Source organism: Bordetella sp., assembly GCF_051960075.1.
Classification (GTDB): domain Bacteria; phylum Pseudomonadota; class Gammaproteobacteria; order Burkholderiales; family Burkholderiaceae_B; genus Bordetella.
This window is the reverse complement of sequence record NZ_JBQCER010000054.1, coordinates 1-25,040: the sequence shown is the minus strand read 5'-3', so window position 1 is coordinate 25,040 and position 25,040 is coordinate 1. Positions and strand designations below refer to the sequence as shown.

25 protein-coding genes are annotated in these 25,040 nt (G+C 63.3%); 12 read left to right on the top strand and 13 right to left on the bottom strand.

The annotated features are described in order from the left end of the window. Nucleotides 1-47 precede the first annotated feature (47 nt). Both rnhA and ACTHJ1_RS08075 read right to left on the bottom strand, forming a co-directional pair. The gene (gene rnhA, locus ACTHJ1_RS08080; RefSeq protein WP_440190358.1) at nt 48-521 is read right to left on the bottom strand and encodes a ribonuclease HI; all 474 of its coding nucleotides are present in this window, start codon (nt 519-521) and stop codon (nt 48-50) included. A gap of 52 nt (nt 522-573) precedes the next feature. Beyond that, nucleotides 574-1,332 (bottom strand): class I SAM-dependent methyltransferase, encoded by a 759-nt coding sequence (locus tag ACTHJ1_RS08075; RefSeq protein ID WP_440190483.1) that lies wholly within the window; start codon nt 1,330-1,332, stop codon nt 574-576. Between the two features lie 13 nt (nt 1,333-1,345). Between ACTHJ1_RS08075 and gloB the strand changes: the two genes are divergently transcribed. From gloB to fabI, 3 genes are read left to right on the top strand one after another with little or no spacing between them, the layout of a single operon-like run. Then, the gene (gloB, locus tag ACTHJ1_RS08070) at nt 1,346-2,158 is read left to right on the top strand and encodes a hydroxyacylglutathione hydrolase (RefSeq protein WP_440190355.1); all 813 of its coding nucleotides are present in this window, start codon (nt 1,346-1,348) and stop codon (nt 2,156-2,158) included. A 4-nt stretch (nt 2,159-2,162) separates the two neighbouring features. Continuing rightward, nucleotides 2,163-3,623 (top strand): transglycosylase SLT domain-containing protein, encoded by a 1,461-nt coding sequence (locus ACTHJ1_RS08065; protein ID WP_440190352.1) that lies wholly within the window; start codon nt 2,163-2,165, stop codon nt 3,621-3,623. A gap of 44 nt (nt 3,624-3,667) precedes the next feature. After that, on the top strand, nt 3,668-4,453 hold the full coding sequence (gene fabI, locus ACTHJ1_RS08060) for an enoyl-ACP reductase FabI (RefSeq protein WP_440190349.1): 786 nt from the start codon (nt 3,668-3,670) through the stop codon (nt 4,451-4,453). Nucleotides 4,454-4,521: 68 nt separating this feature from the next. Here the strand turns inward: fabI and ACTHJ1_RS08055 are convergent, their stop codons facing one another. Continuing rightward, on the bottom strand, nt 4,522-4,914 hold the full coding sequence (locus tag ACTHJ1_RS08055; RefSeq protein ID WP_440190346.1) for an OsmC family protein: 393 nt from the start codon (nt 4,912-4,914) through the stop codon (nt 4,522-4,524). Nucleotides 4,915-4,991: 77 nt separating this feature from the next. Between ACTHJ1_RS08055 and ACTHJ1_RS08050 the strand changes: the two genes are divergently transcribed. The 4 genes from ACTHJ1_RS08050 to ACTHJ1_RS08035 all read left to right on the top strand — a co-directional run bounded on the left by ACTHJ1_RS08050 (nt 4,992) and on the right by ACTHJ1_RS08035 (nt 9,218). Beyond that, complete coding sequence (locus ACTHJ1_RS08050) at nt 4,992-6,119, top strand: glycoside hydrolase family 113 (protein WP_440190343.1); 1,128 nt, start codon at nt 4,992-4,994, stop codon at nt 6,117-6,119. 9 nt (nt 6,120-6,128) lie between these two features. Next, entirely contained in the window at nt 6,129-7,439 is a 1,311-nt protein-coding gene (locus tag ACTHJ1_RS08045) for a hypothetical protein (protein WP_440190340.1), read from the top strand. A 98-nt stretch (nt 7,440-7,537) separates the two neighbouring features. After that, nucleotides 7,538-8,725: an MFS transporter gene (locus ACTHJ1_RS08040; RefSeq protein ID WP_440190337.1), complete on the top strand. Its 1,188-nt coding sequence runs from the start codon at nt 7,538-7,540 to the stop codon at nt 8,723-8,725. A gap of 121 nt (nt 8,726-8,846) precedes the next feature. Further along, nucleotides 8,847-9,218, top strand: coding sequence for a PilZ domain-containing protein (locus ACTHJ1_RS08035; RefSeq protein ID WP_440190334.1), 372 nt, complete (start codon nt 8,847-8,849; stop codon nt 9,216-9,218). Nucleotides 9,219-9,236: 18 nt separating this feature from the next. On the opposite strand, the gene ACTHJ1_RS08030 is transcribed toward ACTHJ1_RS08035, so the two are convergent. Together ACTHJ1_RS08030 and ACTHJ1_RS08025 are read right to left on the bottom strand one after the other, a co-directional pair. Beyond that, a complete protein-coding gene (locus tag ACTHJ1_RS08030; RefSeq protein ID WP_440190331.1) occupies nt 9,237-10,232 on the bottom strand; it encodes an HpcH/HpaI aldolase/citrate lyase family protein in 996 nt (331 codons plus the stop codon). After that, the gene (locus ACTHJ1_RS08025; RefSeq protein ID WP_440190328.1) at nt 10,123-11,310 is read right to left on the bottom strand and encodes a CaiB/BaiF CoA transferase family protein; all 1,188 of its coding nucleotides are present in this window, start codon (nt 11,308-11,310) and stop codon (nt 10,123-10,125) included. Before ACTHJ1_RS08025 ends, ACTHJ1_RS08030 begins: the two co-directional genes overlap by 110 nt. Before the next feature lie 85 nt (nt 11,311-11,395). On the opposite strand from ACTHJ1_RS08025, the gene ACTHJ1_RS08020 reads away from it, so the two are divergent. Both ACTHJ1_RS08020 and ACTHJ1_RS08015 read left to right on the top strand, forming a co-directional pair. Next, nucleotides 11,396-12,328: a LysR family transcriptional regulator gene (locus ACTHJ1_RS08020; RefSeq protein WP_440190325.1), complete on the top strand. Its 933-nt coding sequence runs from the start codon at nt 11,396-11,398 to the stop codon at nt 12,326-12,328. Between the two features lie 15 nt (nt 12,329-12,343). Continuing rightward, complete coding sequence (locus tag ACTHJ1_RS08015; protein ID WP_440190322.1) at nt 12,344-13,474, top strand: FUSC family protein; 1,131 nt, start codon at nt 12,344-12,346, stop codon at nt 13,472-13,474. A 17-nt stretch (nt 13,475-13,491) separates the two neighbouring features. Here ACTHJ1_RS08015 and tdh read toward each other — a convergent pair whose 3' ends face one another. From tdh to ACTHJ1_RS07995, 4 genes are all read right to left on the bottom strand, one after another. Next, nucleotides 13,492-14,529 carry an L-threonine 3-dehydrogenase gene (gene tdh, locus ACTHJ1_RS08010; protein WP_440190319.1) on the bottom strand — a complete coding sequence of 346 codons (1,038 nt, stop codon included), beginning with the start codon at nt 14,527-14,529 and terminating at the stop codon, nt 13,492-13,494. Between the two features lie 22 nt (nt 14,530-14,551). Next, nucleotides 14,552-15,784 (bottom strand): glycine C-acetyltransferase, encoded by a 1,233-nt coding sequence (locus tag ACTHJ1_RS08005; protein ID WP_440190316.1) that lies wholly within the window; start codon nt 15,782-15,784, stop codon nt 14,552-14,554. Between the two features lie 38 nt (nt 15,785-15,822). After that, complete coding sequence (locus ACTHJ1_RS08000; protein WP_440190313.1) at nt 15,823-18,171, bottom strand: putative bifunctional diguanylate cyclase/phosphodiesterase; 2,349 nt, start codon at nt 18,169-18,171, stop codon at nt 15,823-15,825. Between the two features lie 192 nt (nt 18,172-18,363). Continuing rightward, nucleotides 18,364-19,260 carry a LysR family transcriptional regulator gene (locus ACTHJ1_RS07995; RefSeq protein WP_440190310.1) on the bottom strand — a complete coding sequence of 299 codons (897 nt, stop codon included), beginning with the start codon at nt 19,258-19,260 and terminating at the stop codon, nt 18,364-18,366. A 182-nt stretch (nt 19,261-19,442) separates the two neighbouring features. Here ACTHJ1_RS07995 and ACTHJ1_RS07990 point away from each other — a divergent pair, with 182 nt between their 5' ends. Both ACTHJ1_RS07990 and ACTHJ1_RS07985 read left to right on the top strand, forming a co-directional pair. After that, nucleotides 19,443-20,492: an NAD(P)-dependent alcohol dehydrogenase gene (locus ACTHJ1_RS07990; RefSeq protein WP_440190307.1), complete on the top strand. Its 1,050-nt coding sequence runs from the start codon at nt 19,443-19,445 to the stop codon at nt 20,490-20,492. Nucleotides 20,493-20,545: 53 nt separating this feature from the next. Continuing rightward, nucleotides 20,546-21,280 (top strand): SDR family NAD(P)-dependent oxidoreductase, encoded by a 735-nt coding sequence (locus ACTHJ1_RS07985; RefSeq protein ID WP_440190304.1) that lies wholly within the window; start codon nt 20,546-20,548, stop codon nt 21,278-21,280. Between the two features lie 28 nt (nt 21,281-21,308). Here ACTHJ1_RS07985 and ACTHJ1_RS07980 read toward each other — a convergent pair whose 3' ends face one another. The 3 genes from ACTHJ1_RS07980 to ACTHJ1_RS07970 are packed head-to-tail and all read right to left on the bottom strand — an operon-like array spanning nt 21,309 to nt 24,468. After that, nucleotides 21,309-21,854 (bottom strand): GAF domain-containing protein, encoded by a 546-nt coding sequence (locus tag ACTHJ1_RS07980; protein ID WP_440190301.1) that lies wholly within the window; start codon nt 21,852-21,854, stop codon nt 21,309-21,311. Next, nucleotides 21,851-23,206, bottom strand: a complete 1,356-nt coding sequence (locus tag ACTHJ1_RS07975; protein ID WP_440190298.1) for an MFS transporter — start codon at nt 23,204-23,206, stop codon at nt 21,851-21,853. The genes ACTHJ1_RS07980 and ACTHJ1_RS07975 overlap by 4 nt, the downstream gene beginning before the upstream one ends. A gap of 32 nt (nt 23,207-23,238) precedes the next feature. Then, nucleotides 23,239-24,468 carry an amidohydrolase family protein gene (locus ACTHJ1_RS07970; protein WP_440190295.1) on the bottom strand — a complete coding sequence of 410 codons (1,230 nt, stop codon included), beginning with the start codon at nt 24,466-24,468 and terminating at the stop codon, nt 23,239-23,241. Nucleotides 24,469-24,601: 133 nt separating this feature from the next. On the opposite strand from ACTHJ1_RS07970, the gene ACTHJ1_RS07965 reads away from it, so the two are divergent. Then, nucleotides 24,602-24,922, top strand: a complete 321-nt coding sequence (locus ACTHJ1_RS07965) for a LysR family transcriptional regulator (RefSeq protein ID WP_440190292.1) — start codon at nt 24,602-24,604, stop codon at nt 24,920-24,922. Here ACTHJ1_RS07965 and ACTHJ1_RS07960 read toward each other — a convergent pair. Next, nucleotides 24,915-25,040, bottom strand: a 126-nt coding sequence (locus ACTHJ1_RS07960; protein WP_440188762.1) for an integrase core domain-containing protein, incomplete at its 5' end; no start/stop codon positions are given. The two genes, ACTHJ1_RS07965 and ACTHJ1_RS07960, sit on opposite strands and share 8 nt — an antisense overlap.

Below are 25,040 nucleotides of genomic sequence, written 5' to 3'. Positions count from 1 at the left end.
CGTGACCTCGTGCCGCAAATTCGGCTAAAAACTATGCAGACCGAAGTTTACCCGGCACGCCCGCCGCGCGCGCGCTCCACACCCTGGTTGGCCAGGGCGTCCGCGCGCTCGTTGCCCGGGTCGCCGGCATGGCCTCTGACCCAGCGCCACGACACGCGATGACGACCGACCTGTTCGTCCAGCGCCTGCCAAAGCTCGGCGTTTTTCACTGGCTTCTTGTCCGACGTGACCCAGCCGCGCCGCTTCCAGTTGGCCAGCCACTCGGTCATGCCTTTCATCACGTATTGCGAGTCGGTGTGCACGACCACCGTGCATGATCGCTTGAGCGCGCGCAGCCCCTCGATGACCGCCAGCAGCTCCATGCGGTTGTTGGTGGTGTGGGCCTCACCCCCATGCATTTCTTTCTGATGCTGGCCTGTGCGCATCAGCACGCCCCAGCCGCCGGGGCCGGGATTGCCTTTGCAGGCGCCGTCGGTCCACATCTCGACCCGATCCATGTCCTGCGTTTCGGATGACTGCATATCCACTACTCGTGCTACCTATAAAACGAACGACGTCGAACGGCCTGGCGACTCAGGCCTTGTCGCGATGCATGACGACCGAGGCCGCGCGCGCATGCTGGCGCTTTTTCTTCCAGGCCGGCCCGATCAGGCGCATGGCCGCCACGCGCTTGGTCGCCGACATCACGTAGACCGCACCGCCCATCGCCCACAAGCGTCGCCCCTGCGTTTCCAGGAAACTCCAGCGCCGCAGCCACAGGTCGGTGCGGCATGGCGGCGCATAGCAGCCCAGGCGCGTGACATCGACGTCGAAAGACATGAGCTTGAGCCAGTCTTTCATGCGCAGCGGCGACACCTGGGAAGAAACAGGTCGCGGCAGCCAGGCCTCCATGCCCGGCATGAGATTGCGCGCGCCCCACAGGCTCCAGGGATTGAAGCCGGAGATGACCACGCGCCCCTCGGGCATGAGCACGCGCTCGACCTCCCGCAGCACCTGGTGCGGCGAATCGGTGCATTCGAATACGTGAGGCAGCACCAGCAGGTCCACGCTCTGCGATTCGAACGGCAACGCCTCGGGCAGGGCCGCCACGCCGTTGCGCCAGGTCACGCCCGCGTCGGCGGCGGCGATCTCGCTGCCCACGACGGCCTTGAAAGGAATGCGATTGGCGCGCAGCAGGTCGATTCCCGGCAAACCGACCTGCCAGGCCTGGAAGCCGAATACATCGGCCACCTGCTCGTCGAACTGCGCACGCTCCCAAGCCAGGACGTATTGTCCCGACGGCGTCTGGAACCATTCGGCCAGCTCTACAATCGGCGGCGTCTCTCCAGCCACATCGGTCCTCGCCATGAAATCTGCCATTGCGCCCCCGCAGGGCGCCGAATTGCTGCCCCTGCCCGCCTTCGAAGACAACTATATCTGGGCCGTCATCTGCGGCGACCAGGCGGCCGTGGTCGATCCCGGCCAGGCCGACCCGGTGCTGCAATGCCTGCAGACGCGGGGACTGGAACTGCGCGCCATTCTACTCACTCACCATCATGGCGACCACGTAGGGGGGGTGACGGAACTGCTGCGCACGACGCAGGCGACAGTGTACGGCCCGGCCGGAGAACATCTGCCGCACTGCGACGTGCGCCTCGCCGAGGGCGATCGCGTCGTCCTGCCGGAGCTGTCCTTGGACATGACCGTGATCGACGTTCCGGGCCACACTGCCGGTCATATCGCCTATTTCGGTGAAATCGGTCAGGGTAAACCCGTGCTGTTCTGCGGGGATACCCTATTCATGGCGGGCTGTGGCCGACTTTTTGAAGGAACGGCCGAACAAATGGAGCAATCTCTGGCAAAATTGTGCGTCTTGCCAGAAGGCACGCAGGTCTGTTGCGCACACGAGTACACGTTGTCCAACCTGCGCTGGGCCCTGGCAGTCGAGCCCGACAACAGCGCCATGCATCAGGCGCAAGAACAGGCCCGGCGTCGACGCGAAAGCCATCTGCCCACGTTGCCTTCGAGCATCGGCCAGGAATTGCAGATCAATCCTTTCCTGCGTACTCGCCACCCTTCGGTGGTCCAGGCTGCTTCCGCCTGGGCCGGGAGCCCTTTGTTGCAATCGTCGGTCGATATATTTGCCGCTCTGCGGCGATGGAAGAACGAATTCAAGTGAACCCATGAGACTGATCCGAACCCTACTCCTGTTGTTACTCGTTTTATTGGCCGGCTGCGCCGGCATCAACCAACAGGCGGACCAGGGCGGGACATATCGTCAGGCACGCGAAACCTCCCGCACCATCGATCTCACCAACCCGCCCGCCGACGTGTGGGAACGCATCCGCCGCGGTTTCGCCATCCCCAATCTGAACGACGATCTGTCCAGGCAATGGACGGCGTATTACGCCTCGCACCCAGAAGCCGTTCAACGCATGGCGCAGCGCGCCAGCAAGTACCTGTACTTCATCGTCGACGAAATCAAACGTCGTGGCCTGCCCACCGAGTTGGCCCTGCTGCCCTTCGTCGAGAGCGCCTACAAACCCACTGCACAGTCGTCCGCCCAGGCTTCGGGCCTGTGGCAGTTCGTGCCGGCCACCGGCCAACGCTACAACCTCAAGCAGGACTGGTGGCGCGACGAGCGCCTGGATCCCATCGCCTCCACCAACGCCGCGCTCGACTATCTGTCCGAGCTCTTCGACATGCAAGGCGATTGGTACCTGGCCCTGGCGTCGTACAACTGGGGCGAAAACGCCGTGCAGCGCGCCATTGCCCACAACCAGAGCCTGGGCCTGCCCACCGACTACCAGTCGCTGGACATGCCGGCAGAAACACGCAACTACGTGCCCAAGCTGCAGGCCATCAAGAACATCATCGCCAATCCTGCCAAATACGCGATCACGCTGCCCCCGGTCGAAAACACCCCCTACTTCGCCATGGTGAGCGAACCCACCGACATGGACGTCGAAGTGGCCGCGCAGCTGGCCGAAATGCCGCTCGACGAATTCAAGGCGCTCAATCCTGCGTACAAGCGCCCGGTGATCGGCGGCAATAACGACAACAGCACCCTGGTGCTGCCCACCGATAAAGTCGAGGTCTTCACCCGCAACTTCGCCAACTACCAGGGCCGGCTGAGCAGTTGGCGGGTCTACCAGCCCGAACGCGGCGAGAGAGTCGCCGCGGTCGCCAAGAAACTGGGCATCTCCGAGGTCGGGCTGCGCAAGCTCAACGGTATCTCGCCCCGCACCAAGGTCGTGAGCGGACAAAAACTGCTGGTGCCCGCGCAGGGCGTGAACGCCAAGACGCTCGTGGCCATGGCCTCGGCAGACGGCGAGCTTCCCCCGGTCGCAAGACCCGCCCGCACCGTCAAGGTTGTACGAGGCAGAAAGATCGTGCATCGTCGCGAAACCCGCGGCCACAAGGTCTATCACGGTCGGCCCGCGCGCGTGGCGACCCGAAAGGTCGAGCACGGCAAAAAAGTCGTGGTGGCCCGCTCTCGCAAAGAAGACAAGCACGGCCGCAAGATCGCAGTCGCCAGCGCGCACAAGGGCAGCCCCAGCATCGGCCACATTCGTAGCCGCGACGACAGCCACGATGTAAGAGTGGCCAGCGCGTCCGGCAACCAGTCCCGGCGCCCGCATTAAAATAGGCGTGTCCCGACAAGGGCGACACGACAAAAGGACAAGACATGGGTTTTCTCGCCGGCAAGCGCATCCTGATCACCGGGGTGCTTTCCAACCGATCCATCGCCTACGGCATTGCCCGCGCCTGCCACAGCCAAGGCGCAGAACTGGCATTCACCTACGTGGGTGACCGCTTCAAAGACCGCGTCGGCGAATTCGCCGCCGAGTTCGGCAGCGATATCGTGCTGCCCTGCGACGTCGCCGAAGACGCTCAGATCGTCGCCACGTTCGCCGAGCTAGGCAAGCGCTGGGACGGCCTGGACGGCCTGGTGCATTCCATCGGTTTCGCGCCGCGCGAAGCCATCGCCGGCGACTTTCTCGACGGCCTGTCGCGCGAGGCCTTCCGCATCGCCCACGACATCTCGGCCTACAGCTTCCCCGCCCTGGCCAAGGCCGCGCTGCCCCTGATGCAGGGCCGCCAGGCCTCGGTGCTGACACTCACCTATCTGGGCGCGGAAAAAGTCGTCTCCAACTACAACACCATGGGTCTGGCCAAGGCCTCGCTCGAAGCCTCGGTGCGCTACCTGGCCACCGCCCTGGGCCCAAGAGGCATCCGCGCCAACGGCATCTCGGCCGGGCCCATCAAGACCCTGGCCGCCAGCGGCATCAAGGACTTCTCGTCCATCCTGAAGTTCGTCGAGGCCAATGCGCCGCTGCGCCGCAACGTCACCATCGACGACGTGGGCAACACGGCTGCCTTTCTGCTGTCGGACCTCGCGGCGGGCATCACCGGCGAGATCACCCACGTCGACGCGGGCTTCTCGACCGTCATTCCCGGCATGGAAGGGTGAATCAACGGTTCTATCCTCGGCCCGCCGAAGATAGAACCACGGTCAAGCAGCTTTCAAGTCGCTTTCGATCACATCAATTCGGTCGCGATCTGCACATCCACCGCCGTCATCAGGCGATGGATGGGGCACTTGTCCGCCACGGCCAGCAGTTCGGCGCGCTGCGCCTCGGTCAAATCGCCATTGAGCTTCAGCCGCGCGGTCAGCTTGTAAACGCCGCGCCTCTCCTCGCTGGCGTCGCGCACGACATCCACGTCGACGGAAACCAGCGGCAGCTGCTTGCGCCGCGCATACCACATCAGCGTCAACGCCTTGCAGCCGCCCAATGCGCCGTCGAAATAATCGTGCGGATCGGGGCCGTCGCCGTCCGGCCGGGAAAAGCCGAGCGGCATGTCGTAGCCCTCGGCAGTCAGGGTGTAGCGCAGGGCGCTTTCGGGTTGATTGGCTCGAATTGCGATGGTCATGCGTCGTCTCCCACGTCACGGCTCGTTGTAACAGTTAACCTCTTTTCGAATCGTGCCACGGCGCGCCGGCAGGCACAATGAACACCTTGGCCGCTTACGCGCGGCGCTACCGATCGCGACACGCCATGCTGCTTCCTTCGCACATACCTGCCTACCCCGTTCGCGAATCCCGTTTGCTCGCACGCTGCTGCGCGCGCGCGGCGCTGGCGGTCGCGGGACTGACGATCTCGGCCAGCAGCATGGCCGGCAACGGACTTGCCGTCGTCAATAGCAAGCTCGCCGCGGCAACGTGCGCGCCCGAACGGCACGGCTTCGTCCTGATGCAGGACGGGCACGCCGCGCTCAGCTCGTCCCCGCCCCGTTCCAGCCTCGCGGAACTGCGCGGCACCGGCGCCAACACCGTGGCCGTCGTGCCCTTGCTGCGGCAGCCCGAAGCCGACTCCGCCGCCGTGGACCGCAGCCTGGACATGAGCGACGGCGAACTGGCGCACACCATCCGCCGGGCGCACAAACTGGGCCTGCACGTCATCGTCGATCCGCGCATCCAAATTCCCGGAGCCAAGCCGGATGACGTACGCATGGCCCACGACAAAGACTGGGCCGCATGGTTCCATCACTACGAGCAGGCGCTCGTCGGCGTCGCTGCGGTCGCCGCGGACGAACACGCTGAAGTCCTGGTGATCGGCACGGATCTGGATCAGACCGTGGCCCGGCCAGAATGGCTGACCGTGATCGCCCGGCTGCGCCGGGTCTACCGCGGCCGGCTTGTCTACGCGGCGCAGGGCTCGGCAGGCGTGGCGCAAGTGCCCTTCTGGAACAAGCTCGACGCCGTCGGCGTGACGCTGTTTCCCATGCTGAACGCCGAGGGAGGGCCGGCGACATGGCGCGCCGCCCTGGTCGAGGAACGCAACCGCTTGCTGGCACAGGCCCGGCAGGCCAGGCGCCCCCTCTACATTACCGAATTCGGCTTTCGCGCCGAAGTGGATGCGGCGGCTCCTGCGGCTTTCGGCACGACGCCAACCTCCCCCGCCATCAACGAAGCCACGCAGGCGCGCGCGCTGAACGCGTGGCTGTCCGAGTTGTCCGATCCTGCCATACATGCTGTGCTGATCTGGCGCTGGAACAATACCGCGCAGAACAGCAGGATCGCGCAGGCCATGACCCGGCGATGGCGCTCCTGCAACCGCGCATTGGTGAGCTGGTAGCGCCCGACCATGACCGATACCGACCTGCCCCCGGATCCGGCCGGTCACTGCACCCTGGCGCAAGAAGCGCTCACGCGGGGCGACGAACTCGCCGCGCTGGCCCATCAGCTTGCCGCGCGGGTTCTGGAAACCGACCGCGCGCGCGCCGCGGAGCGTCTGGCCGGCATCGGCACGGGCTACTTCATGAAAAACGAGCGCGCCACGGCCCGACGCTGGTATGAGCTGGCGCTGCGGCTGGACCCCGGCGTGGCCGTTGCCTGGCAGAACCTGGCCGCGATCCATGCCCAGGCCGGCGATCGGCAACAGGCTCAAGCATGCCGCGACCGGGCCTACGGCCTGCAGCGGGTCTTCATCGAAACCGCCGGCCAACCCAGGCGCCGCGTGCTGCTGCTGTGCTCGGGCCGCACCTCGGGCAACGTGCCTTTCGACCTGCTGGTGCCCACGCCGGACAATTACCGCATCAAATACGCCATCGACTATGCGCCACCCGCCGACGATGCGGCCTTGCCCCCATCGGACCTGGCTTTCAACGCCATCGGCGAGCCCGACGTCGCCGAGCCGCTGACCGGGCGCCTGAGCGCCTTTGCGCAGCGCTATACCCGGCCTTTGCTCAACGCCCCCGAACGCATCGCCGCCACGCGGCGCGACCGGCTGCCCGCGCTGCTGGACGGCCTTGCGGACATACAGACCGCGCATTGCCTGCGTCTGGACGATCTCTCGAATACGCCGGAAAGCGCCTGCCAGGCAGTCGCGCCATGGCTGGACGCCAACACGCTTGCCTTGCCGCTGCTGGTGCGCCCCGCCGCCAGTCACGGCGGCGCGGGCCTGGTGCGCTGCATGACCCGGACAGAATTCGAGGCGGCGCTGCGGGCCACGCCGGGCCCGGGCTACGTGAGCGTCTACCGCGATTGCCGCAGTGCGGACGGCTACTACCGCAAATACCGCGTCGTGTTCGTCGACCGGCGCCCCTATCCTTATCATCTGGCGATCTCGCCGCACTGGATGGTCCATTACTATTCGGCCGACATGCTGGTCGAACCCTGGAAGCGCGAGGAGGAAATGCGTTTTCTGACAGACCCGCAGGCCGAACTGGGCGCACGCGCATGGGCAGCGCTCGAAGCGCTGGGCCTGAGGCTGGATCTGGATTACGCCGGCGCCGACTTCGCCCTGCTTCCGGACGGCGCGATCTTTGTATTCGAAGCCAATGCCACCATGCTGGTGCATCGCGAACGCCCCGGCGGACCCCTGGCGCACAAAAACCCTTACGTGCAGCGCATTGCGCATGCATTCGAGCGCCTGCTGCACACGCGGTGCGTTTGATTCGCCCGACAGCGAACCTGCAGGCGCCCGACTGACACCGCCCAGCTTAGACCTATAATCGATGAGCTTATAAATTATAGAAATAAGGAGCCGGCACGGTGGGCGGAATCATCAAGCAAGGCAATATTGCGCGTCTCTCGACCGCGCAAGCCCTGGCCGGCGCCAACACCACGGTCATCTACGCCACGGCGGCCATCATCGGCAATACGCTTGCCCCTACGCCGGCACTGGCGACCATGCCGATCTCCATCTTCGTCGTGGGCATGGCGGCAAGCACGCTGCCGGCCGGCACCATCGCGCAGCGCTACGGCCGCCGAGCGTCCTTTATGGCCGGCACGGGCTGCGGCATCATCGTCGGCCTGGTGTCCGCTTTGGCGATCTGGCTGGGCAGCTTCTGGCTCTACTGTTTCGCCATGCTGTTCGGCGGCGCCTACGCAGCGGTCGTGCTGTCTTTCCGCTTCGCCGCGGCCGAGTGCGTCGACGCGCACGACCGCGCCCGCGCCCTGTCCATCGTCATGGCGGGCGGCATCGCCGCGGGGGTGATAGGGCCGCAGCTCGTCACCTACACCATGAATCTGTGGCTGCCTCACCTGTTCGTGGCGACTTACGTCGCCCAGGCCGCCGTCGCCCTGCTCAGCGCCTACATTCTCATGGGCGTGACGCTGCCCGTTCCCCAGCGCAACATCCAGGCCTCGACCGGCCGCCCGCTCAAGGAAATCGCGCGTCAGCCCGCCTTCATCGTCGCCGTGATCTGCGGCATCGTCAGCTATACGTTGATGAACTTCCTGATGACGTCGGCGCCGCTGGCCATGCACCTGTGCGGTCTGCCGCAAGAGGCCTCCAACCTGGGCTTGCAATGGCACGTCATCGGCATGTACGCCCCCAGCTTCTTCACCGGCCGCCTGATCACCCGCTACGGCGCCGCGCGCATCGTGCTGATCGGCCTGCTGCTGCTGGCCTGCGCGGCCGTCGCCGGCCTGGCCGGCCAGACGGTCGGACATTTCTGGGCGTCGCTCACGCTGCTCGGCCTGGGCTGGAATTTCGGCTTCATCGGCGCCTCCGCCATGGTGCTCGAAACCCATCGCCCCGAAGAAAAGAACAAAGTCCAGGCGCTCAACGACTTTCTGGTGTTCGGAACCATGGTGATCGGCTCGTTCTCGTCGGGCAGCCTCCTGGCGCTGGACGGCTGGCACGTGGTGTGCCTGATCGTCTTCCCACCCATTGCGGTGGCGCTCGTCGCGCTGGCACTGCGCGGCAAAATGACCGGGCGGGTGCAGCACGCTTAGAATGAAAATATTTGCGCCAAAAGGTATCAAATTTGGCGCAGACACGGTAGGCTAATAAAAAGCTTTAGGTATCAAGAACCTGCTAGAGGACGGCGCGGCTCAACCCGCGGCCGAACAAACCATGACCGACAACAATCCTCCGGACGACTTTTTCATGGATCTGCGCAAGGAGCGCCGCACTCGCCTGCTGTTCGACCCCTTGCTGCTCGACAAAGAAGGCCGCGTCATTGCCCGCGTGGCCGAGCTCAGCATGCACGGCGCCATGCTTTATACGCGACGCGGCGCCTATGTCGAAGGCGCAACGATCTCGGGCTGGCTGCAGTCTCCTCCCTTGAACGGCGAAGACGAGTTCTACCTGGCCGTCACGTATCAGGTGCGCTGGGTCTCGAACGAGAACGAGGCCGGCTGGAGTCAGGTGGGTTGCCAACTCAAACCCATGGACGAAATCTCCACCCGCAGGCTGGATCTGCTGATCAAGCTGACTGCACCGTAATCGCGCCGGCCGGCGCAATCAGGCGCGCGCCTCCTTCAGGCATTCGAGCGCGCGCTCATACACAGGCTTGTCGACCATCAGATCGCCCACTTTGACAGCGCCCAGGCCCTGCCGGAACGCCGCCTCGAAGCATTGGACGATATCGCGAGCCTGCCCGATCTGCTCGGGCGTTGGCGTATAGCATGCATTGATCGCGTCCAGAAACTTGGGATGCACCACCACCGCGCCGCGAAAGCCCAGCGCCCTGGCGCGACTCAGTACGCCCGCGAATGCGTCCAGATCGCCCAGATTCGCAATCGAATCGACCAGCCCGATGGGCTGTATTCCGGCCGCCCTCGCGGCGTTCAGCACGGTCATGCTGGCAAAGAACAGCGAGTCCGGCGTCGGGATGGCGCCGCAATCCAACGAATAGTCCTCGCTGCCCAGCATCATCCCCATGATGCGCGGCGATGCTTTGGCGATCTCGTAAACCTGCGGCAGCGCCTTCGCGCTTTCGATTTGCAGCAATAGCCGAGCATGCGGCGCGGGCAGTTGAGCCTGCGTCTCGAGCACATCCACGATCTGGCTCAAGATATGCACATCGCGCGGATGCTCGACCTTGGGCAGGACAATGATGTCCGGGCCACCATCGACGACCGCATTCAGATCCTGCACGGCGGTCAGCCAGTCGGCATTGATCCGCACGGCGGCAATTTTGCGCTCGACCTTGATTCTTGCGATGGATTGCGCGATCAAAGACCGTGCAGCATCGCGCATCGAAGGATGAGTTCCATCTTCCAGGTCGAGGATGATCGCGTCCGCAGGCCGTATCAGCGCACTGGCCAGCAGCTTTTCATTGGCGGCCGGGACGAACAGAAACGACCGGACAAGATTGGGAAGGCTCATGAGATTTCCACAAAAGACGTTATGCGGCACCGGCGCCGTCTTGCAGCCAGCGATCCGAATCCTGACCCAACGTGGGCGCAGGTCGATTGATGCGGGGCCTAGCGCCGTTGATCCGATACGGCGGCGCATGCACGAGAATCTTGCGGCCGTCGGGTGCCGTCTGCTCCACCAACATGTCTCGCTCCAGCACGTAGGGATGCGCGAGCAGATCCGCGATATCGCAGACCGGCCCGGCAGTGATGTCGCGCTCGGCGAAGAACGCCAGCGCCTCATCGAGCGTCAGCGTTGCGAGATGCTCCTGGATGAGCGCGTCCAGCGCATCGATGTTGCGCAAGCGCGCCTCGTGGGTCGAGAAGCGGGGATCGCTCAACCCCTGGGGGTATCCGATGCCCTCGAAAAGCCGCGACAGCGTGCCCTGCATTCCGGCCGAGAGCGCTATCCAGCGCTCGTCTTTGGTCTTGTAGACATTGCGGGGCGCATGGGTCGGCGAGCGGCTGCCCGATCGGGGCGTCACCTTGCCGGTCAGCTGATATTCCGCCGCCTGAGGGCCGAGAATGGAAAACAGCGGCTCGAAAAGCGACAGATCGATTTCCTGCAGGCCGGCGTTCCGGTCGGCATCCCGGCGCCGCAGCGCCGCCAGCGCAAGCGTCGCGCCATAGATGCCTGCAACGGAATCGGCCATGGCAAAGGGAGGCAATACCGGAGGGCTGTCCGGAAAACCGTTCATCGCCGCGAAACCGCTCATCGCCTCGATCAGCGAACCGAAACCGCCCTTGCCTGCATAGGAGCCCGTTTGCCCCCATCCCGAAATGCGCACCACGACGAGCCCGGGCCTGATTTTCTGCAAGACGTCCTTGCCCAGCCCCATCTTTTCCAGCGTACCCGGCCGGAAATTCTCGACCAGGACGTCGGCGTTCTGCAGCAAGCCTCTCAACGCCTGCTTGCCCGCATCCGATCTCAGATCCAGCGCCACGCTCTGCTTATTGCGGCAGTACGCCATCCAGTACGTGCTCATGCCCTCGCGCTGCCAAGCCCGCAGTTCATCGCCTTTTCCCGGGGGTTCGACCTTGATTACCGTGGCGCCCAGGTCTGCGAACACGTGGGTCATCAGGTTTCCCGATACCAGCCGTGACAGGTCGACGACGCGGATGCCGTGAAGCAGCGCGCTCGATTCATCGGATTCGGATTGCGATTGCATAGGTGCCATAAGTCACTCCTCGTCGGTATTGTGGTCGCCCGATTCATATCTGTAAAATAGATTGTCCGTCTATCTTTTATATGAAATATCAATAGTGGAACTGCGCCAGCTGCGCTATTTGATCGGGATCCACGAGGCCGGCGGCGTGCTGGCCGCATCGCGGTCGCTCCATATCGCCCAACCTGCGCTAAGCCAGAGCATGGCTGCGCTCGAGTCGGAGCTGGACGCCAAGCTGTTCCTTCGGTCCAACCGGGGCATGACCCTGACCGATGCGGGAAAAGCCTTGCTCGAACACGCCCGGATCGTGCTGGCCGATGTCGAACGCGCTCGCGACGCAGTCCAACGGGCCGAAACGGAAATCCAAGGCGAGGTATCGATCGGACTGCCGACCACCGTGGCGCTGGTGGCCACACTGCCGGTGCTGCGGGCGGCTCACGAGCAGTACCCGCGGATCAGGCTGAAGATCATCGAAAGCCATAGCGGCTTTCTGAGCGAGTGGCTCAAGTCCGGACGCCTGGATATATCTGTGCTCTTCGCGGCAAGCCACGACCCTACGCTGTCCAGCCAGCCGTTGCTCGAAGAAAGGCTGGCGCTCGTGACCCGACCCGACCTGATTCCGCAAGCCGGCTTTCTGCCTCTGAGCAAGCTCGCAGGCCAGCGCCTGCTTTTGCCGTCAAAAGAACATGGACTGCGACGCATCGTCGACGACGCGTGCGCTCGCGCCAACGTGACGCTGGACGTCATCGCCGAAGTCGATTCCCTGCCCAATATTAAAAAAGCCGTCCAGACCGGAATGGCCGCGACCATTCTTTCTCCCGGATCCGTCGCCGATGAGCTCGCGGCAGGCTCGCTGGCCGTCACACCGCTGCGTCGGCCCGCCATCTCCAGGCGGGTGATCTGCGCCACGTCGCTCACGCGCCCCGTCACGCCCGCGACCGCGGCAACCGTCGAACTGATCACCCAGCAACTGCGCAGACTGGTCGATACCGGAATCTGGCCGGCGCGCTGGATTGCGCATCGAAAATAAGGTTGAATCCGGCCCATGAACTACGTCACCCGTTCGTTCGCCGCGATCCGCAGCCTTGCAAGCGACATCGCGCGCGATCTGCGCGACATCGCGCGCTCGGCCCCGCGCACGCTGGACGAAACCGCCGCGGTGGCCGCCGTGCTGTTGTCGATCGCCTGCGCGCACGCCCTGGGCGAGCAAAACATCGGATGGGCCGCGTTCAGCGCCTATATGGTCATGCGTCCGAACATCTCGCTCTCGCTGCAGCGCGGCTTGCTGCGCATCGCCGGCACCGCAGTGGGCGCCGCCGGAGCGCTTTTCCTGCCTGCCCAGGTACTTGCCTCGAGCGCGCTGCTGTCTGCCGTGCTCGCGATCGTCGGCGCCGCAACGCTGTATCTTGCGCTGACAGAGCGCAGCGGCTACGCCTGGCTGTTCGCGGGCATCACATTCGCGATGGTGGTGATCGAACCGCTGGCGGGTTCGCACTCGCGCCTGATCGGCTTTGCCATATCCCGGATCGCCGAAGTCACCACCGGAACGATCTGCGGCATCGGCGCCAGCGCGCTATGCGCCGCGATCGTCAAACGCGCCTTTGCTTCGGCGCACGCCCCTTCTGCTGCGCCGCCGTCCGCGACGCCGCGGCGCTGGCGCAAAAAAGTAGGCATGCATGCGCTCAAGGGAGGCGTCGCCTTGGCGCTCTTGCCATTCGCATCGAAATTTCTGCATCTGCCCTACCCTGCACAGGCAGCCGTCACGATACTGGCCGTGCTCATGATGCCGCAGGACAAGCTGGAAGCCGCGAACAGTCAGACCGTGAAGCGGATGGCGCATCGCTTTGCAGGCTGCATGGCGGGCGGCCTGCTTGCGACCGCCGGGCTGCTGACCCTGCACCAATCCACGGTTTTGCTGTGGCTGCTGACCATGGCGGGCATCGTCATCGGCCGCCATATCGAAAATTCGCGCACGGGGGGAACCTACATCGGCACGCAGTTCGCGCTCGTCTTTCTTTTCGTGCTCGTGCCCGATTCGTACAGCGCCGTCGACGTCGACGCCGGCCTGCAGCGCTTTCTCGGCATCGTCAGCGGCATTGTGCTCCTTGCCCTGGTGATGCTGGCAGCTAGGCTGCCGCGGCCGCCGCTGGCCATGAGGCCCGGCGGCGGCGCCTGAAAGACAAGGTCTGCGAATCAGGCGGCCATGCTTTCCCAGTCCAGAATTACCTTGCCGCTTTGGCCCGACAGCATCGCGTTGAAGCCCGCTTCGTATTCCGCCACGGGATAATGGTGCGTAATGATGGGGCTCAGATCCAGGCCGCTTTGCAGCATGGCAACCATCTTGTACCAGGTCTCGAACATCTCGCGGCCATAGATGCCCTTGATCTCCAGGCCTTTGAAGATGACCTGGTTCCAGTCGATGGCGGTATTGGCCGGCGGTATGCCCAATAGCGCCACCTTGCCGCCGTGATTCATGCACTCCAGCATCGAGGTAAATGCGGCGGGCACGCCTGACATCTCCAGGCCGACGTCGAAGCCTTCGGTCATGTGCAGATCCTGCATGACATCGTGCAGCTTTTCGCGTCCGACGTTTACGACGCGCGAGGCGCCCATCTTGCGGGCAAGGTCCAGGCGATAGTCGTTGACGTCGGTGATCACGACGTTGCGCGCCCCCACGTGCCGCGCGATGGCCACGGCCATGATGCCGATAGGGCCGGCGCCTGTGATGAGCACGTCTTCGCCCACGAGGTTGAACGACAATGCCGTATGCGTGGCATTGCCGAAGGGATCGAAGATCGCGGCCAAGTCGTCGGAGATGCCATCGGGTATCTTGAAGGCGTTGAAGGCCGGAATCACCAGGTACTCGGCGAACGCGCCGGCGCGGTTCACGCCCACGCCCACCGTATTGCGGCACAGATGGCGGCGGCCGGCGCGGCAATTGCGGCAAAATCCGCAGGTGATGTGGCCTTCGCCGGAAACGCGGTCGCCGATCTCGAAGCCGCGCACTTCCTGCCCCATGGCCACGATATGGCCGACGTATTCATGTCCCACGTGCATGGGAACGGGAATGGTTTTCTGCGCCCAGTCGTCCCACTTCCAGATATGGATGTCGGTGCCGCAGATGGCGGTCTTTTTTATCTTGATCAATACGTCGTTGTGGCCCACTTCTGGCTTCTTCACGGTAGTCAGCGTCAGTCCGACGGAAGGGGTCAGCTTGCTCAATGCTTTCATGGCGTGTCCTGGATGCGATGACTCAGGCGATCGCGCCTGCGGCCTTGCCCGCCTTGGCGAAGGCATCGATGGCGCAGTCGATCTGCTGGGCAGTGTGGGCGGCGCTCATTTGCGTGCGGATGCGCGCGCGGCCCTTGGGCACCACGGGATAAGAAAAACCGATGACGTAGATGCCGTCGGCCAGAAGCGCATCGGCCATGCGGGACGCCAGTTGCGCGTCGCCCAGCATGACGGGAATGATGGGGTGGTCCTTGCCCGCCAGCGCGAAACCGAGCCTGCTCATCTCGCGGCGGAAGTGCTCGCCGTTTTCGCGCACGCGGCGGCGCAGCGTCTCGCCTTCCGGGCTATCCAGCAGTTCAAGAACTTTGATCGAGGCCGCAGCGATGGACGGCGCCAGCGTGTTGGAAAACAGGTACGGGCGGGAACGCTGGCGCAGCAGCTCGATGATTTTATTGTGGCCCGAGGTATAGCCGCCGGATGCGCCGCCCAGCGCCTTGCCCAGCGTGCCCGTGATGATGTCGACGCGGCCCTGCACGCCGCAATATTCCGGCGTTCCGCGGCCACGAGCGCCGACGAAGCCCACGGCATGAGAATCGTCGACCATGACGAGCGCGCCGTACCGGTCGGCCAGATCGCAGATGGATTTGAGATCGGCGATGACGCCGTCCATGGAAAAAACGCCGTCCGTCGCGATCAATTTGAAGCGCGCGCCGGCCGCGTCGGCCGCCTTGAGCTGCGCTTCCAGGTCGGCCATGTCGTTGTTGCGATAACGATAGCGCCGGGCCTTGCTCAGGCGAACGCCGTCGATGATCGATGCATGGTTGAGCTCGTCGGAGATGATCGCGTCTTCGTCGGACATCAAGGTTTCGAACAGCCCGCCGTTGGCGTCGAAGCAGCTGCCGTACAGAATCGTGTCGTCTGTTCCCAGGAAGGCGGAAATGGCCGACTCCAGTTGCTTGTGCACCGATTGCGTGCCGCAGATAAAGCGCACCGAAGCCATACCGAAACCGTAGCGGTCCAGCCCTTCCTGCGCGGCGCGGATGAGCCGCGCGTCGTCGGCAAGCCCGAGATAGTTGTTGGCGCAAAAATTGAGCACATCGGGGCCCGAGGTCAGGCGAATCCGGGCCGATTGCGGGCTTTCGATGACGCGTTCGGTCTTGTAAAAGCCGTCGGCGCGGATTTGGTCCAGAGTGGCGCTCAGATGGGCGATAAAGCGTTCACGCACGAGAATGTCTCCTTGGTATTGGACAATCATGACCTACTCCCCGGCGCGCATCAACCCGGCGCCGCGGATCAGGCCGCCCGCGGCGCCGCATCGGCCGCAGCCGCCGCCTCGCAGAACGACGACGCGGGCATGGGCTTGCCCAGCAGATAGCCTTGCAGGCTATGACAGCCCAGCTGCGTGAGCAAGCTGCGCTGCGCCTCGGTTTCGACGCCCTCGGCAACGACGTGCATGTTCAGTGTCTGGCCCAGGGCGATGATGGACGAGACAATGGCGGCATCGTCGGAGTCCGGCACCAGAGACATGACGAAACTGCGGTCGATCTTGAGCTCGGTGGCGGGAAGGCGCTTCAGATAGAGCAGGCTGGAATACCCCGTGCCGAAATCGTCGATGGATATCTGCACCCCCATGGCGGCAAGCTGATCCAGAATGGCGACGCTCTCCTGCGCGTCGCGCATCGCGGTGGTTTCCGTTATTTCGAGCGTGAGGCTGCCAGGCCGCAGCGCATGGCGGTCGAGCGCATCGCTTACAACCTCGATCAGGCGAGCGTGACAGAACTGCAGCGGAGAAAGATTGACGGCAATCGTCCAATCGCCATGACCGTCCCGGTGCCACTGGGCCATTTGCCGGCAGGCCTCGTCCAGCACCCAGGCGCCGATCGGAATGATCAGGCCGTTTTTTTCGGAAAGCGGAATGAATGTATCGGGCGCAATGAATCCTCGCGCCGGGTGACGCCAGCGCAGCAGGGCTTCGGCTCCGCAGACGGTGCTATTGGACGCGAGGAATTTAGGCTGATAGTGCAGTTCGAGTTCGCCCCGATCCAGGGCCACGCGCAGATCGTTCAGCAGCGACAGGTGATCCTGGACGTCGGCGTTCATTGCCGCGTCGTAGAAGCAATAGCTGTTCTTGCCGCGCTGCTTGGCGTGGTACATGGCAGTGTCGGCATGAATCATCAGGTCATGCTGGGTCGTGCCGTCGAAAGGATAGACCGCGATGCCGATGCTGGCGGTCACGTGCAGCTCATGGCCGACCACCATGATCGATTGGGAGATGGCAGATATCAGTTTCTGGGCAACCGTCGCGGCATCGTCCGGATCCCGGATTTCCGTCAGCAGCACGAACTCGTCTCCGCCGACGCGGGCGACGGTGTCCTGGGCGCGCAGCTTGTCGCAGATGCATCGGGAAACGGCAATCAGCAGTTGATCGCCGACATGATGCCCGCGGGAGTCATTGACGGTCTTGAAGTCGTCGATGTCCAGAAACATCAAGGCGAAGCGCCCGCCGCCGCGCTGCGCCTTTTCCAGCATCTGGCCCAGCCTGTCCTTGAGCAGAAGGCGGTTCGGCAGCCCGCTCAGCGCATCGTGCGTGGCCAGGCTGGTCAGCTTCCGGTTGACGCGAACGAAGATGGCGCGCAGCGCGGTCAGCGCCAACAACGCTGCGATGATCGACGCGATTACCTGTGCTCTGGCCTGACCATAGGCCGCGCGGACGTCGCCTAGCGCCGTCGCGTAAGCCTGGTCGCGCAGGTCGAGAATAGACGAGTAGAGGGGCAGCACCGCCGCACGATAAGCCGGCACGCTGATCGGAAAAGCGCCGTCCGAAAAATGCGGCACCAACCTCTGCTTGATCGCCTGAAAGGGTGCCATGAAACCGGTATCGACCTGGGTAATGGCACCCCATAGGCCGGGCGAAAGGGCGAGCCCCTTGCGCACGATGAGCAACCCCGCCCAGATCTGCTGCACCCGTCCCTCGTAGCGCAGAAAGCGATCCCGATCGACAGGATCGACCGGCCTGCCTTCTACCAGCCACTCTTCCAGCAGGCCTGCCTGCGCTCCGGCGACGGCACGCAGATCCGACGCCTGGCTGGCGATCTGGCTGGCGGCATAGGCCGGGCCATTGACGAACGCGAGCTTGTCCACTTGGCCGTGCAACAGGTCTGCGGCCCGCGCATTGATGTCGTTCATCCGGCTGATCAGTTGCCGCGCGGCATCGCCATGCCCCGCGGCGGGCAAGCCGAGCTGTTCGTCGCAGAAATCCCGGCTTGCGGCCACTCGGGCGGCCAGCTCCCTGGCACTGATCAGCAAACTTGCCTCGGCCGTGTCCGCTGCGGCCAGTTCGCCGGTATGCGCGAGCAGCGCGGCTATGACTTCATCGGTATTTTTACGCGCCTGGTGCAAGGCGGCCATTCTGTCGGCAGCGCTGCCGGACCCGGCATTGGTCAGCGCCAGGGTGGACACGCCGCGCTCCAGAGAAAGGAGCCCCTGGACGTTTGCCAAGGCCTCGATCGCCTCGATGCGCGTGATGCTGGTCTTCAGATCGCCCATCTGGCGAATGGTGCGCCAGCCCAGCATGCCGGAAAGCCCGATCACAATCAGGGTGATCAGGATCAGTGCAAAGCTAAATAGCTTACGAGCAGGCATGTGAACTGGCCACGTTCGGCCGCCGAATCATGCAACTTGACGTTGAGGTCTGATAAATCCGAATCTTGAAAAATATTGAAATTATTTATTTCGTATTGAATCTTCGATAAATATAGCAGCGAAAACTGCCGGCCATGGGATTTATCGGATTTGCATACCGATGCGCGCGCAATGCGAGTTGCACGGTTCGTGCTAGCCGGACGAATAGCGCAGCGCATCGACGATAAGCGCGAACGCGGGCGTTTTTTGCCGACGGCTGGGATAGTAAAGATGGTAGCCCTCGAATTTCGGGCACCAATCCTCCAATACCCGCACGAGCCGGCCCGCCTCGATGTGCGGCATCAGTTCATCTTCGGGAAGCAGCGCGATGCCCAGGCCGGCCAGCGCCGCTTCGACCTGTGGCCGCGTGGTGTTGAAGGTCAGCGTGCCGTTCACGCGAACATTGATCTGCCGCCCGCGGCGCTCGAAATCCCAGACGTACAGTCCGCCCGACGTCACCATGCGCTGGTTGATGCAATCATGCGACATGAGGTCGTTCGGCGCTTTGGGCGCCGGGTGCGCGCGAAAATATTCCGGCGACGCTACCACCGCCATGCGCAGCGGCGGGCCGATGGGCACGGCGATCATGTCTTTGTCTATGGTGTTGCCCAGCCGCACGCCCGCGTCGAAGCGATCGGCCACGATGTCGCGAAATCCGTAGTTCACGTCGAATTCCAGCTTGATTTCCGGGTATTCGCGCAGCAAGGGCGTGAGCTTGGGCAGCAGGATGCTGTGCAGCGAATAGTCGCCGCAGGTAATTCGCACCGTACCGGCGGGTTTGTCGCGCAGCTCCGTCAGCTTGTCGAGCTCGGCCTCGATGTCGTCGAAACGATTGCCGATGGCCTTGAGCAGACGCTCTCCGGCTGCCGTGGGCGAAACACTGCGCGTGGTGCGGGTAAGCAATCGGATCTGAAGCCGGGCCTCCAAGCCGCTGATGGCCTGGCTGAGCGCCGACTGCGTGATGCCCAGCAACGCCGCTGCGCGGGTAAAACTGCCTTCCCGCGCCACGGTGACAAAGGACAGAAGATCGTTGAGGTTGCGCCTGGCCATGATCTGCTTTCATGAAATATTGATTAGCTTAGCTTATATGGCTTTTAAGTATTAATTAGCTAGTCAAGCGGATGCGCGGCGAGGAAGATAGGGGGCGCAAAAAATGTCGACCCCGTGCCGGGCCGACGCTCCGGCCCTAAAGTAACGCGATGGGCAGGGAGCGCAATTCAAGGAGCAATTTCATGACTGTCAAAGCCTATGGCGCCCATGCGGGCAATCTTCCTCTCGAATCGCTCGAGATCACCCGCCGCGCGCCCGGCGCGCACGATGTGCAAATCGCCATCGACTATTGCGGCGTATGCCATTCCGATATTCATCAGGTGCGTTCGGAATGGGACGGCACGCTTTATCCCTGCGTGCCGGGCCACGAGATCGTGGGCCGTGTCGTCGCGGTCGGCAACCATGTGTCGGGCCATCGGGTCGGCGATCTGGTCGGCGTGGGCTGCATCGTCGACAGCTGCAAGCATTGCGCCGATTGCGACGAGGGGCTCGAGAACTATTGCGATCATATGGTCGGCACCTATAACGGCCCCACGCCCGATGCGCCGGGACACACCCTGGGCGGTTACTCGCAGCAGATCGTCGTACACGAACGCTACGTGCTGCGCATACGCCATCCGCAGGAGCAACTGGCGGCCGTGGCGCCGCTCTTGTGCGCGGGCATCACCACCTACTCTCCCCTGCGCCACTGGAAGGTGGGACCGGGACACAAGGTGGGCGTCGTCGGCATCGGCGGCCTGGGTCACATGGGCATCAAGCTGGCGCATGCCATGGGCGCGCACGTGGTGGCGTTCACCACGTCCGAAGGCAAGCGCGACGCGGCCCTGGCCCTGGGCGCCGACGAGGTGGTGGTGTCGCGCAACGCCGATGAGATGGCGGCGCACGCCAAGAGCTTCGACTTCATTCTCAACACCGTGGCCGTGCCGCACGATCTGGATGCTTTTTTCAACCTGCTCAAGCGGGATGGCACGATGACCCTGGTGGGCGCTCCGGCCACGCCGCACCCCTCGCCGCAGGTGTTCAATCTGATCACCAAGCGCCGCACACTGGCCGGCTCGATGATCGGCGGCATCCCCGAAACTCAGGAGATGCTCGACTTCTGCGCCGAGCACGGCATCGTGGCCGATATCGAGGTGATACGCGCCGACCAGATCAACGACGCCTACGAGCGCATGCTCAAGGGCGACGTGAAGTACCGCTTCGTCATCGACAACGCGTCGCTTGCGGCCTGAGCCCGGCGCACCCGTCCATGCCACCGCACCATCCAAGCCGCAAGACTCGCGTGATGATCACCGGGTCCGCCGACGGCCTGGGGCTGGCTACGGCCAGGGCGCTGCTCGCCGAAGGTCACGATGTCGTGGTGCATGTACGCTCCAAGGCCCGCCTGTCGGCGATGCAGGAGCTCGTGAACCAGGGCGCGCGGGCGACCATCGGCGACCTCTCCGATCCTGCGCAGACACGCGACCTCGCTGCGCAGGTCAATGCAATCGGCCCGATGGATGCCGTGATTCACAACGCCGGCATCATGTCGGGCCCGAAGGTATTGGTCGTCAACGTTGTCGCACCCTATCTGCTCACCGCGCTGATCCAGCGCCCCAAGCGCCTGATCTACCTGAGCAGCGCCATGCACGCCGGCGGACATCCGGATCTGACCGGCATGGATTGGTCGAGGCGCACCGCCTCGGGCGGCTATTCGGACAGCAAGCTGTTCGTCACCACGCTGGCTGCGGCCATTGCGCGCTTATGGCCCGACGTCATCAGCAATGCCGTCAATCCTGGCTGGGTGCCGACCAAAATGGGCGGTGCGAACGCGCCGGATGATCTGCGCCTCGGACATCTGACCCAAGAATGGCTCGCCACCAGCAGCGATGCGCAAGCGCTGACTAGCGGCGGATACTGGCATCACCAGCGCCGTCAACCGCCGCATCCCGCCGTCAACGATGTGCAGTTTCAGGATCTGCTGCTAGCCGAACTGGCCCGCGCCACCGGCACATCGTTGCCAACGACGACTCGATCGTGATGACACCGGGCTGCCACAGTGTGGCGGTCTAGACGCTGTCCAGATCCGTCCGGTCTACGGCGTCGCCCGACGCCTCGGCAGCAGCGACTTCCTGCAGGAAAACAGGCGCACACAAACCCGCGATGAGCACAGCCAGATCGTGGTCTGCCTCATCGTAGGCATGGCAGCCTGCCAGGAGATTGAGCGAGCCAATTACCTGCCCCGCATAGCGAACCGGAATATTCAGCGAGGAAACCAGTCCCTGCGCGATCAGCGCCGGCGCCTCGGAAAATACTGTTCGCACATCATGCTCGTCGCGCGCCACATAGATGCGCCCCTGTTGCAGCACATGCCGCGACCACGGTCCCTGCCCCGTCGCCTTGAATCCCCCCTGCGGGCTGATGCGTTCATTCGAGGTATGGATCCGCTTCATCAACCCATGTCGCTCCAGGTAAAGCAATGCGGTAAACAGCCGGTGGCCGAAAGCGTCGGCCAGCATGGCCGACACCGCCTGCCACTGCGCCGACGGACTCGCAGCCAGCGCCAGCGCGCGCGCATGATCGGCCAGCGGCCGCCATGAAATGGCGTCATTCATCCGTTGATATCCTCCAGCATGACGCCACGCGTGTTCTTGCCGAAGACCAGAATGCCCAGCCCGCCGATCAGCAAAATGGCGGTCATCATGGCAAACACGCCGCCAAAGCCCAGCACCGGATAGGCCACACCGACGATGGTGGGCGACGCAATCGAACCGATGCGCGCAAACGCGGAGGCGGCACCCATGCCCGTAGCGCGGATTTCCGTGGGGTATATCTCGGCGGTATACGTATACTGCCCGGCGATCACGCCATTCATTCCGAACGAGAGCAGCATGCTTAGCACGAGGATATGGGTTTCGCCGCCGGCGAAAGCCAGGCCCAGCGCTGCCAGACAGGACAGCAGCATGTACGCGAGGATCGTGTGCTTTCGGCCCACGCGATCGTTGAAATACGCAGCCGAAAAATAGCCCGGCACTTGCGAGAGATATATCAGGATCGTGTATGAAAAGCTCTTGGTGATCGTAAAGCCGCGTGCGACCAGCAGGCTGGGAATCCACACCAGAAAAGCGTAATAGCAAAACAGCACGGTGATCCAGAAAACCCAGACCAGCGCCGTCGTGCCCAGGTAATCGGGCGAAAACAGCGACCTCAGCTTTTCGCCGGCTCCTTGCCGCGCAAATGATGAGGCCGCAGCCTTTCGGGTGGCGACGGGCGGGGGAAGTTCGCGGCCCAGCTGCTGTTGCACCTGCGTTTCGATGGCAGTGCAAATACGATCCGCCTGCGCCGCCTGGCCGCTTTGTTCCAGCCATCGCGGCGATTCGTGCAGCGACTTGCGCCACCACAGCAGAAAGATCACCGGCACCGAAGCGATGATCATGATCCACCGCCAGCCCTGCGCGTGGAGCGGAACAATGAAATATCCCAGCAACGCCGACAGCACGAAGCCAAATGAGAAGAATCCAGCCAGCGCCCCGGTGAATCGACCGCGATACTTGCTGCCGATGAACTCAGTCAGATACGGCGCGATGATGGCGCCTTCCGCGCCCATGCCAATGCCGGCAATCATACGCAGGGTGTAGAACTCATGATAATTGTTGGCAAAGGCGTTGATGAACGTCGCCACGCAGAACAGAAGCAAAGCCCACATCATCACTTTCTTGCGGCCATATCGGTCACCCAGCATGCCGGAAAGCAAGGCGCCGACCAGAAAACCCACGTAGGTGCTGCTGGCAATCCAACCCACTTGGCCCGAGGTCAGGCCCCACTGCGTGCGCAGCGACGGAATGATGAACGCAATAATGCCCGCATCGAGGGCTTCAAAAGCCAGCCCCAGTCCGCCGATCAATAGCAGCGTCAGATGGAAGCGGGAAAACGGCAACCGTTCCAGACGGTCCGATATCAAGTACATGGGTCAACTCCTGGGAAAGCAAAAATTCGAGATCAGCAAGCGTTCTTGTGCACCACGCCGCGACTGACGATCAGCCTGATCGAGTCGCTCTGCGTCAGCAGTTCGATGTTGTCCAGCGGGTTGCCGTCGATCAGCAGCAGGTCGGCATAGGCGCCTTCGCATACCTCGCCCAGCAATCCCTCGTGGTTCAGGATTTCGGCGCCGATCAACGTGGCTTGCTGAATGACCTTGCCGTTGCCCAGCACACGGCTGCGCAACAGCAGCTCGTCCGCCTGCATGTAATGGGTCTCGCCCAGCAGATCGCTACCGAAGCCCATCTTCACGCCTGCTTCATCGAGAATCTGCAGCGCAGCGAGGCCGTGCGTGCGGACCGTGGCGATCTTCTTTACGGAATCCTTCGGCAGGCCGTAGCGTTCGCCGTCGTTGGCCAGGCCTTCGTAGGTGATCAGCGTCGGCACCATGTAGGCGCCGCGCTCCCTCATCAATGCGGCCGTCTCGCGGTCGACCAGATTGCCGTGTTCGATGGTGCGCACGCCGCAGCGCACGGCCCGCGCAATCGCGCGCGGCGTGTAGGCATGCGCCATGACATACGTGTTGGCGTTGGCGGCCTCCTCGACGATGGCGTTCAGCTCGTCTTCGGAATACCCCATGTTTTGAATCGGATCATTGGGCGAGGCCACGCCGCCCGAGGCCATGACCTTGATCTGCGTGGCGCCCTTGAGAATTTCCTCGCGCACTGCCAGGCGGCACGCGTCCACGCCATCGACGACGCGGCCGATATTGCCGATTTTGGCCGCGCAAGGGCACGGGTCCAGAACGTCGTTGCGTTGCCGGAAGTCGGCATGGCCGCCCGTCTGCGACAGCGCCTTGCCCGAGCAGAACAGACGCGGCCCGTCAATCAACCCGGTGCGCACGCCTTCCGCCAAGGCCCAATCGGCGCCGCCCGCATCACGCACCGACGTAAACCCTCGGTCCAGCATGCCTTGCATGATCGGCAGCGCGCGCAGCAGCACCAGCGCGTTAGGCATATTGGCGACGTGGCCCAGGTTGAACGACGATGCGACCACATGCACGTGGCAGTCGATCATGCCGGGCATCAGAACTTTTCCCTGCGCCTCGATGACGTCGGCATCCGGATGAATCAGGTCTTCCGTGGTGATACGGGAAATCGCCCCGTCTTCGATCAGCACGTTGCTCGCGTCTTCGACGGCAAGCGTGCGGGTATTAAGAATCCTGCAATTTCTAACGATAAGCTGCGTCATTGCTAATCACTTTCAATGGTGCGAAAAAACAAGACGTAATCTATCGGTACAATCAGCGCAGGCGATACGGGGTCTCCCCCTATGCATCCGACACAAATATGAACAGCCTCATGCGCTTAACTCATACCCTGCCATGCGACGCCGCTGCCCGACACTCTCCGAGCTGAACGCGTTTACCGCGGCTGCTCGTCATCTGTCTTTTTCCAAGGCAGGTAAAGAGCTGTTCGTGACGCAAAGTGCGATCAGCCGACATATCGCCACCCTTGAGAACTATCTGGGCCATGCGCTCTTTATCCGCGGGCCGAACGGATTGCAACTGACGCGCATGGGCGCCACGTATCTGCGCCTGATCAAACCCGCGTTGTATACGCTGGAAAACGCCACCTCGCAGGTCATGGCGACCCAGCAATCCGCAAAATCGCTGAATCTTTCCGTAAGCTTCCCCGTCAAGTAGACAGTTTGTTGTAGACATTCGAAGCCAGGGTTAACCGGGGCAGATATTGCACCGGCGGCACACCGCCCAACGATTCATGCGGGCGAAATTCGTTGTAGTCACGCAGCCATTCATCGGC

What these genes read in the sequence shown, in the direction of transcription:
- rnhA (WP_440190358.1), bottom strand. Translation starts at nt 521, where the DNA reads ATGCAGTCATCCGAAACGCAGGACATGGATCGGGTCGAGATGTGGACC.
- gloB (WP_440190355.1), top strand. Translation starts at nt 1,346, where the DNA reads ATGAAATCTGCCATTGCGCCCCCGCAGGGCGCCGAATTGCTGCCCCTG.
- ACTHJ1_RS08065 (WP_440190352.1), top strand. Translation starts at nt 2,163, where the DNA reads ATGAGACTGATCCGAACCCTACTCCTGTTGTTACTCGTTTTATTGGCC.
- fabI (WP_440190349.1), top strand. Translation starts at nt 3,668, where the DNA reads ATGGGTTTTCTCGCCGGCAAGCGCATCCTGATCACCGGGGTGCTTTCC.
- ACTHJ1_RS08055 (WP_440190346.1), bottom strand. Translation starts at nt 4,914, where the DNA reads ATGACCATCGCAATTCGAGCCAATCAACCCGAAAGCGCCCTGCGCTAC.
- ACTHJ1_RS08050 (WP_440190343.1), top strand. Translation starts at nt 4,992, where the DNA reads ATGAACACCTTGGCCGCTTACGCGCGGCGCTACCGATCGCGACACGCC.
- ACTHJ1_RS08045 (WP_440190340.1), top strand. Translation starts at nt 6,129, where the DNA reads ATGACCGATACCGACCTGCCCCCGGATCCGGCCGGTCACTGCACCCTG.
- ACTHJ1_RS08035 (WP_440190334.1), top strand. Translation starts at nt 8,847, where the DNA reads ATGACCGACAACAATCCTCCGGACGACTTTTTCATGGATCTGCGCAAG.
- ACTHJ1_RS08030 (WP_440190331.1), bottom strand. Translation starts at nt 10,232, where the DNA reads ATGCGCCGCCGTATCGGATCAACGGCGCTAGGCCCCGCATCAATCGAC.
- ACTHJ1_RS08025 (WP_440190328.1), bottom strand. Translation starts at nt 11,310, where the DNA reads ATGGCACCTATGCAATCGCAATCCGAATCCGATGAATCGAGCGCGCTG.
- ACTHJ1_RS08015 (WP_440190322.1), top strand. Translation starts at nt 12,344, where the DNA reads ATGAACTACGTCACCCGTTCGTTCGCCGCGATCCGCAGCCTTGCAAGC.
- tdh (WP_440190319.1), bottom strand. Translation starts at nt 14,529, where the DNA reads ATGAAAGCATTGAGCAAGCTGACCCCTTCCGTCGGACTGACGCTGACT.
- ACTHJ1_RS08005 (WP_440190316.1), bottom strand. Translation starts at nt 15,784, where the DNA reads ATGATTGTCCAATACCAAGGAGACATTCTCGTGCGTGAACGCTTTATC.
- ACTHJ1_RS08000 (WP_440190313.1), bottom strand. Translation starts at nt 18,171, where the DNA reads ATGCCTGCTCGTAAGCTATTTAGCTTTGCACTGATCCTGATCACCCTG.
- ACTHJ1_RS07995 (WP_440190310.1), bottom strand. Translation starts at nt 19,260, where the DNA reads ATGGCCAGGCGCAACCTCAACGATCTTCTGTCCTTTGTCACCGTGGCG.
- ACTHJ1_RS07990 (WP_440190307.1), top strand. Translation starts at nt 19,443, where the DNA reads ATGACTGTCAAAGCCTATGGCGCCCATGCGGGCAATCTTCCTCTCGAA.
- ACTHJ1_RS07985 (WP_440190304.1), top strand. Translation starts at nt 20,546, where the DNA reads ATGATCACCGGGTCCGCCGACGGCCTGGGGCTGGCTACGGCCAGGGCG.
- ACTHJ1_RS07980 (WP_440190301.1), bottom strand. Translation starts at nt 21,854, where the DNA reads ATGAATGACGCCATTTCATGGCGGCCGCTGGCCGATCATGCGCGCGCG.
- ACTHJ1_RS07975 (WP_440190298.1), bottom strand. Translation starts at nt 23,206, where the DNA reads ATGTACTTGATATCGGACCGTCTGGAACGGTTGCCGTTTTCCCGCTTC.
- ACTHJ1_RS07970 (WP_440190295.1), bottom strand. Translation starts at nt 24,468, where the DNA reads ATGACGCAGCTTATCGTTAGAAATTGCAGGATTCTTAATACCCGCACG.
- ACTHJ1_RS07965 (WP_440190292.1), top strand. Translation starts at nt 24,602, where the DNA reads ATGCGACGCCGCTGCCCGACACTCTCCGAGCTGAACGCGTTTACCGCG.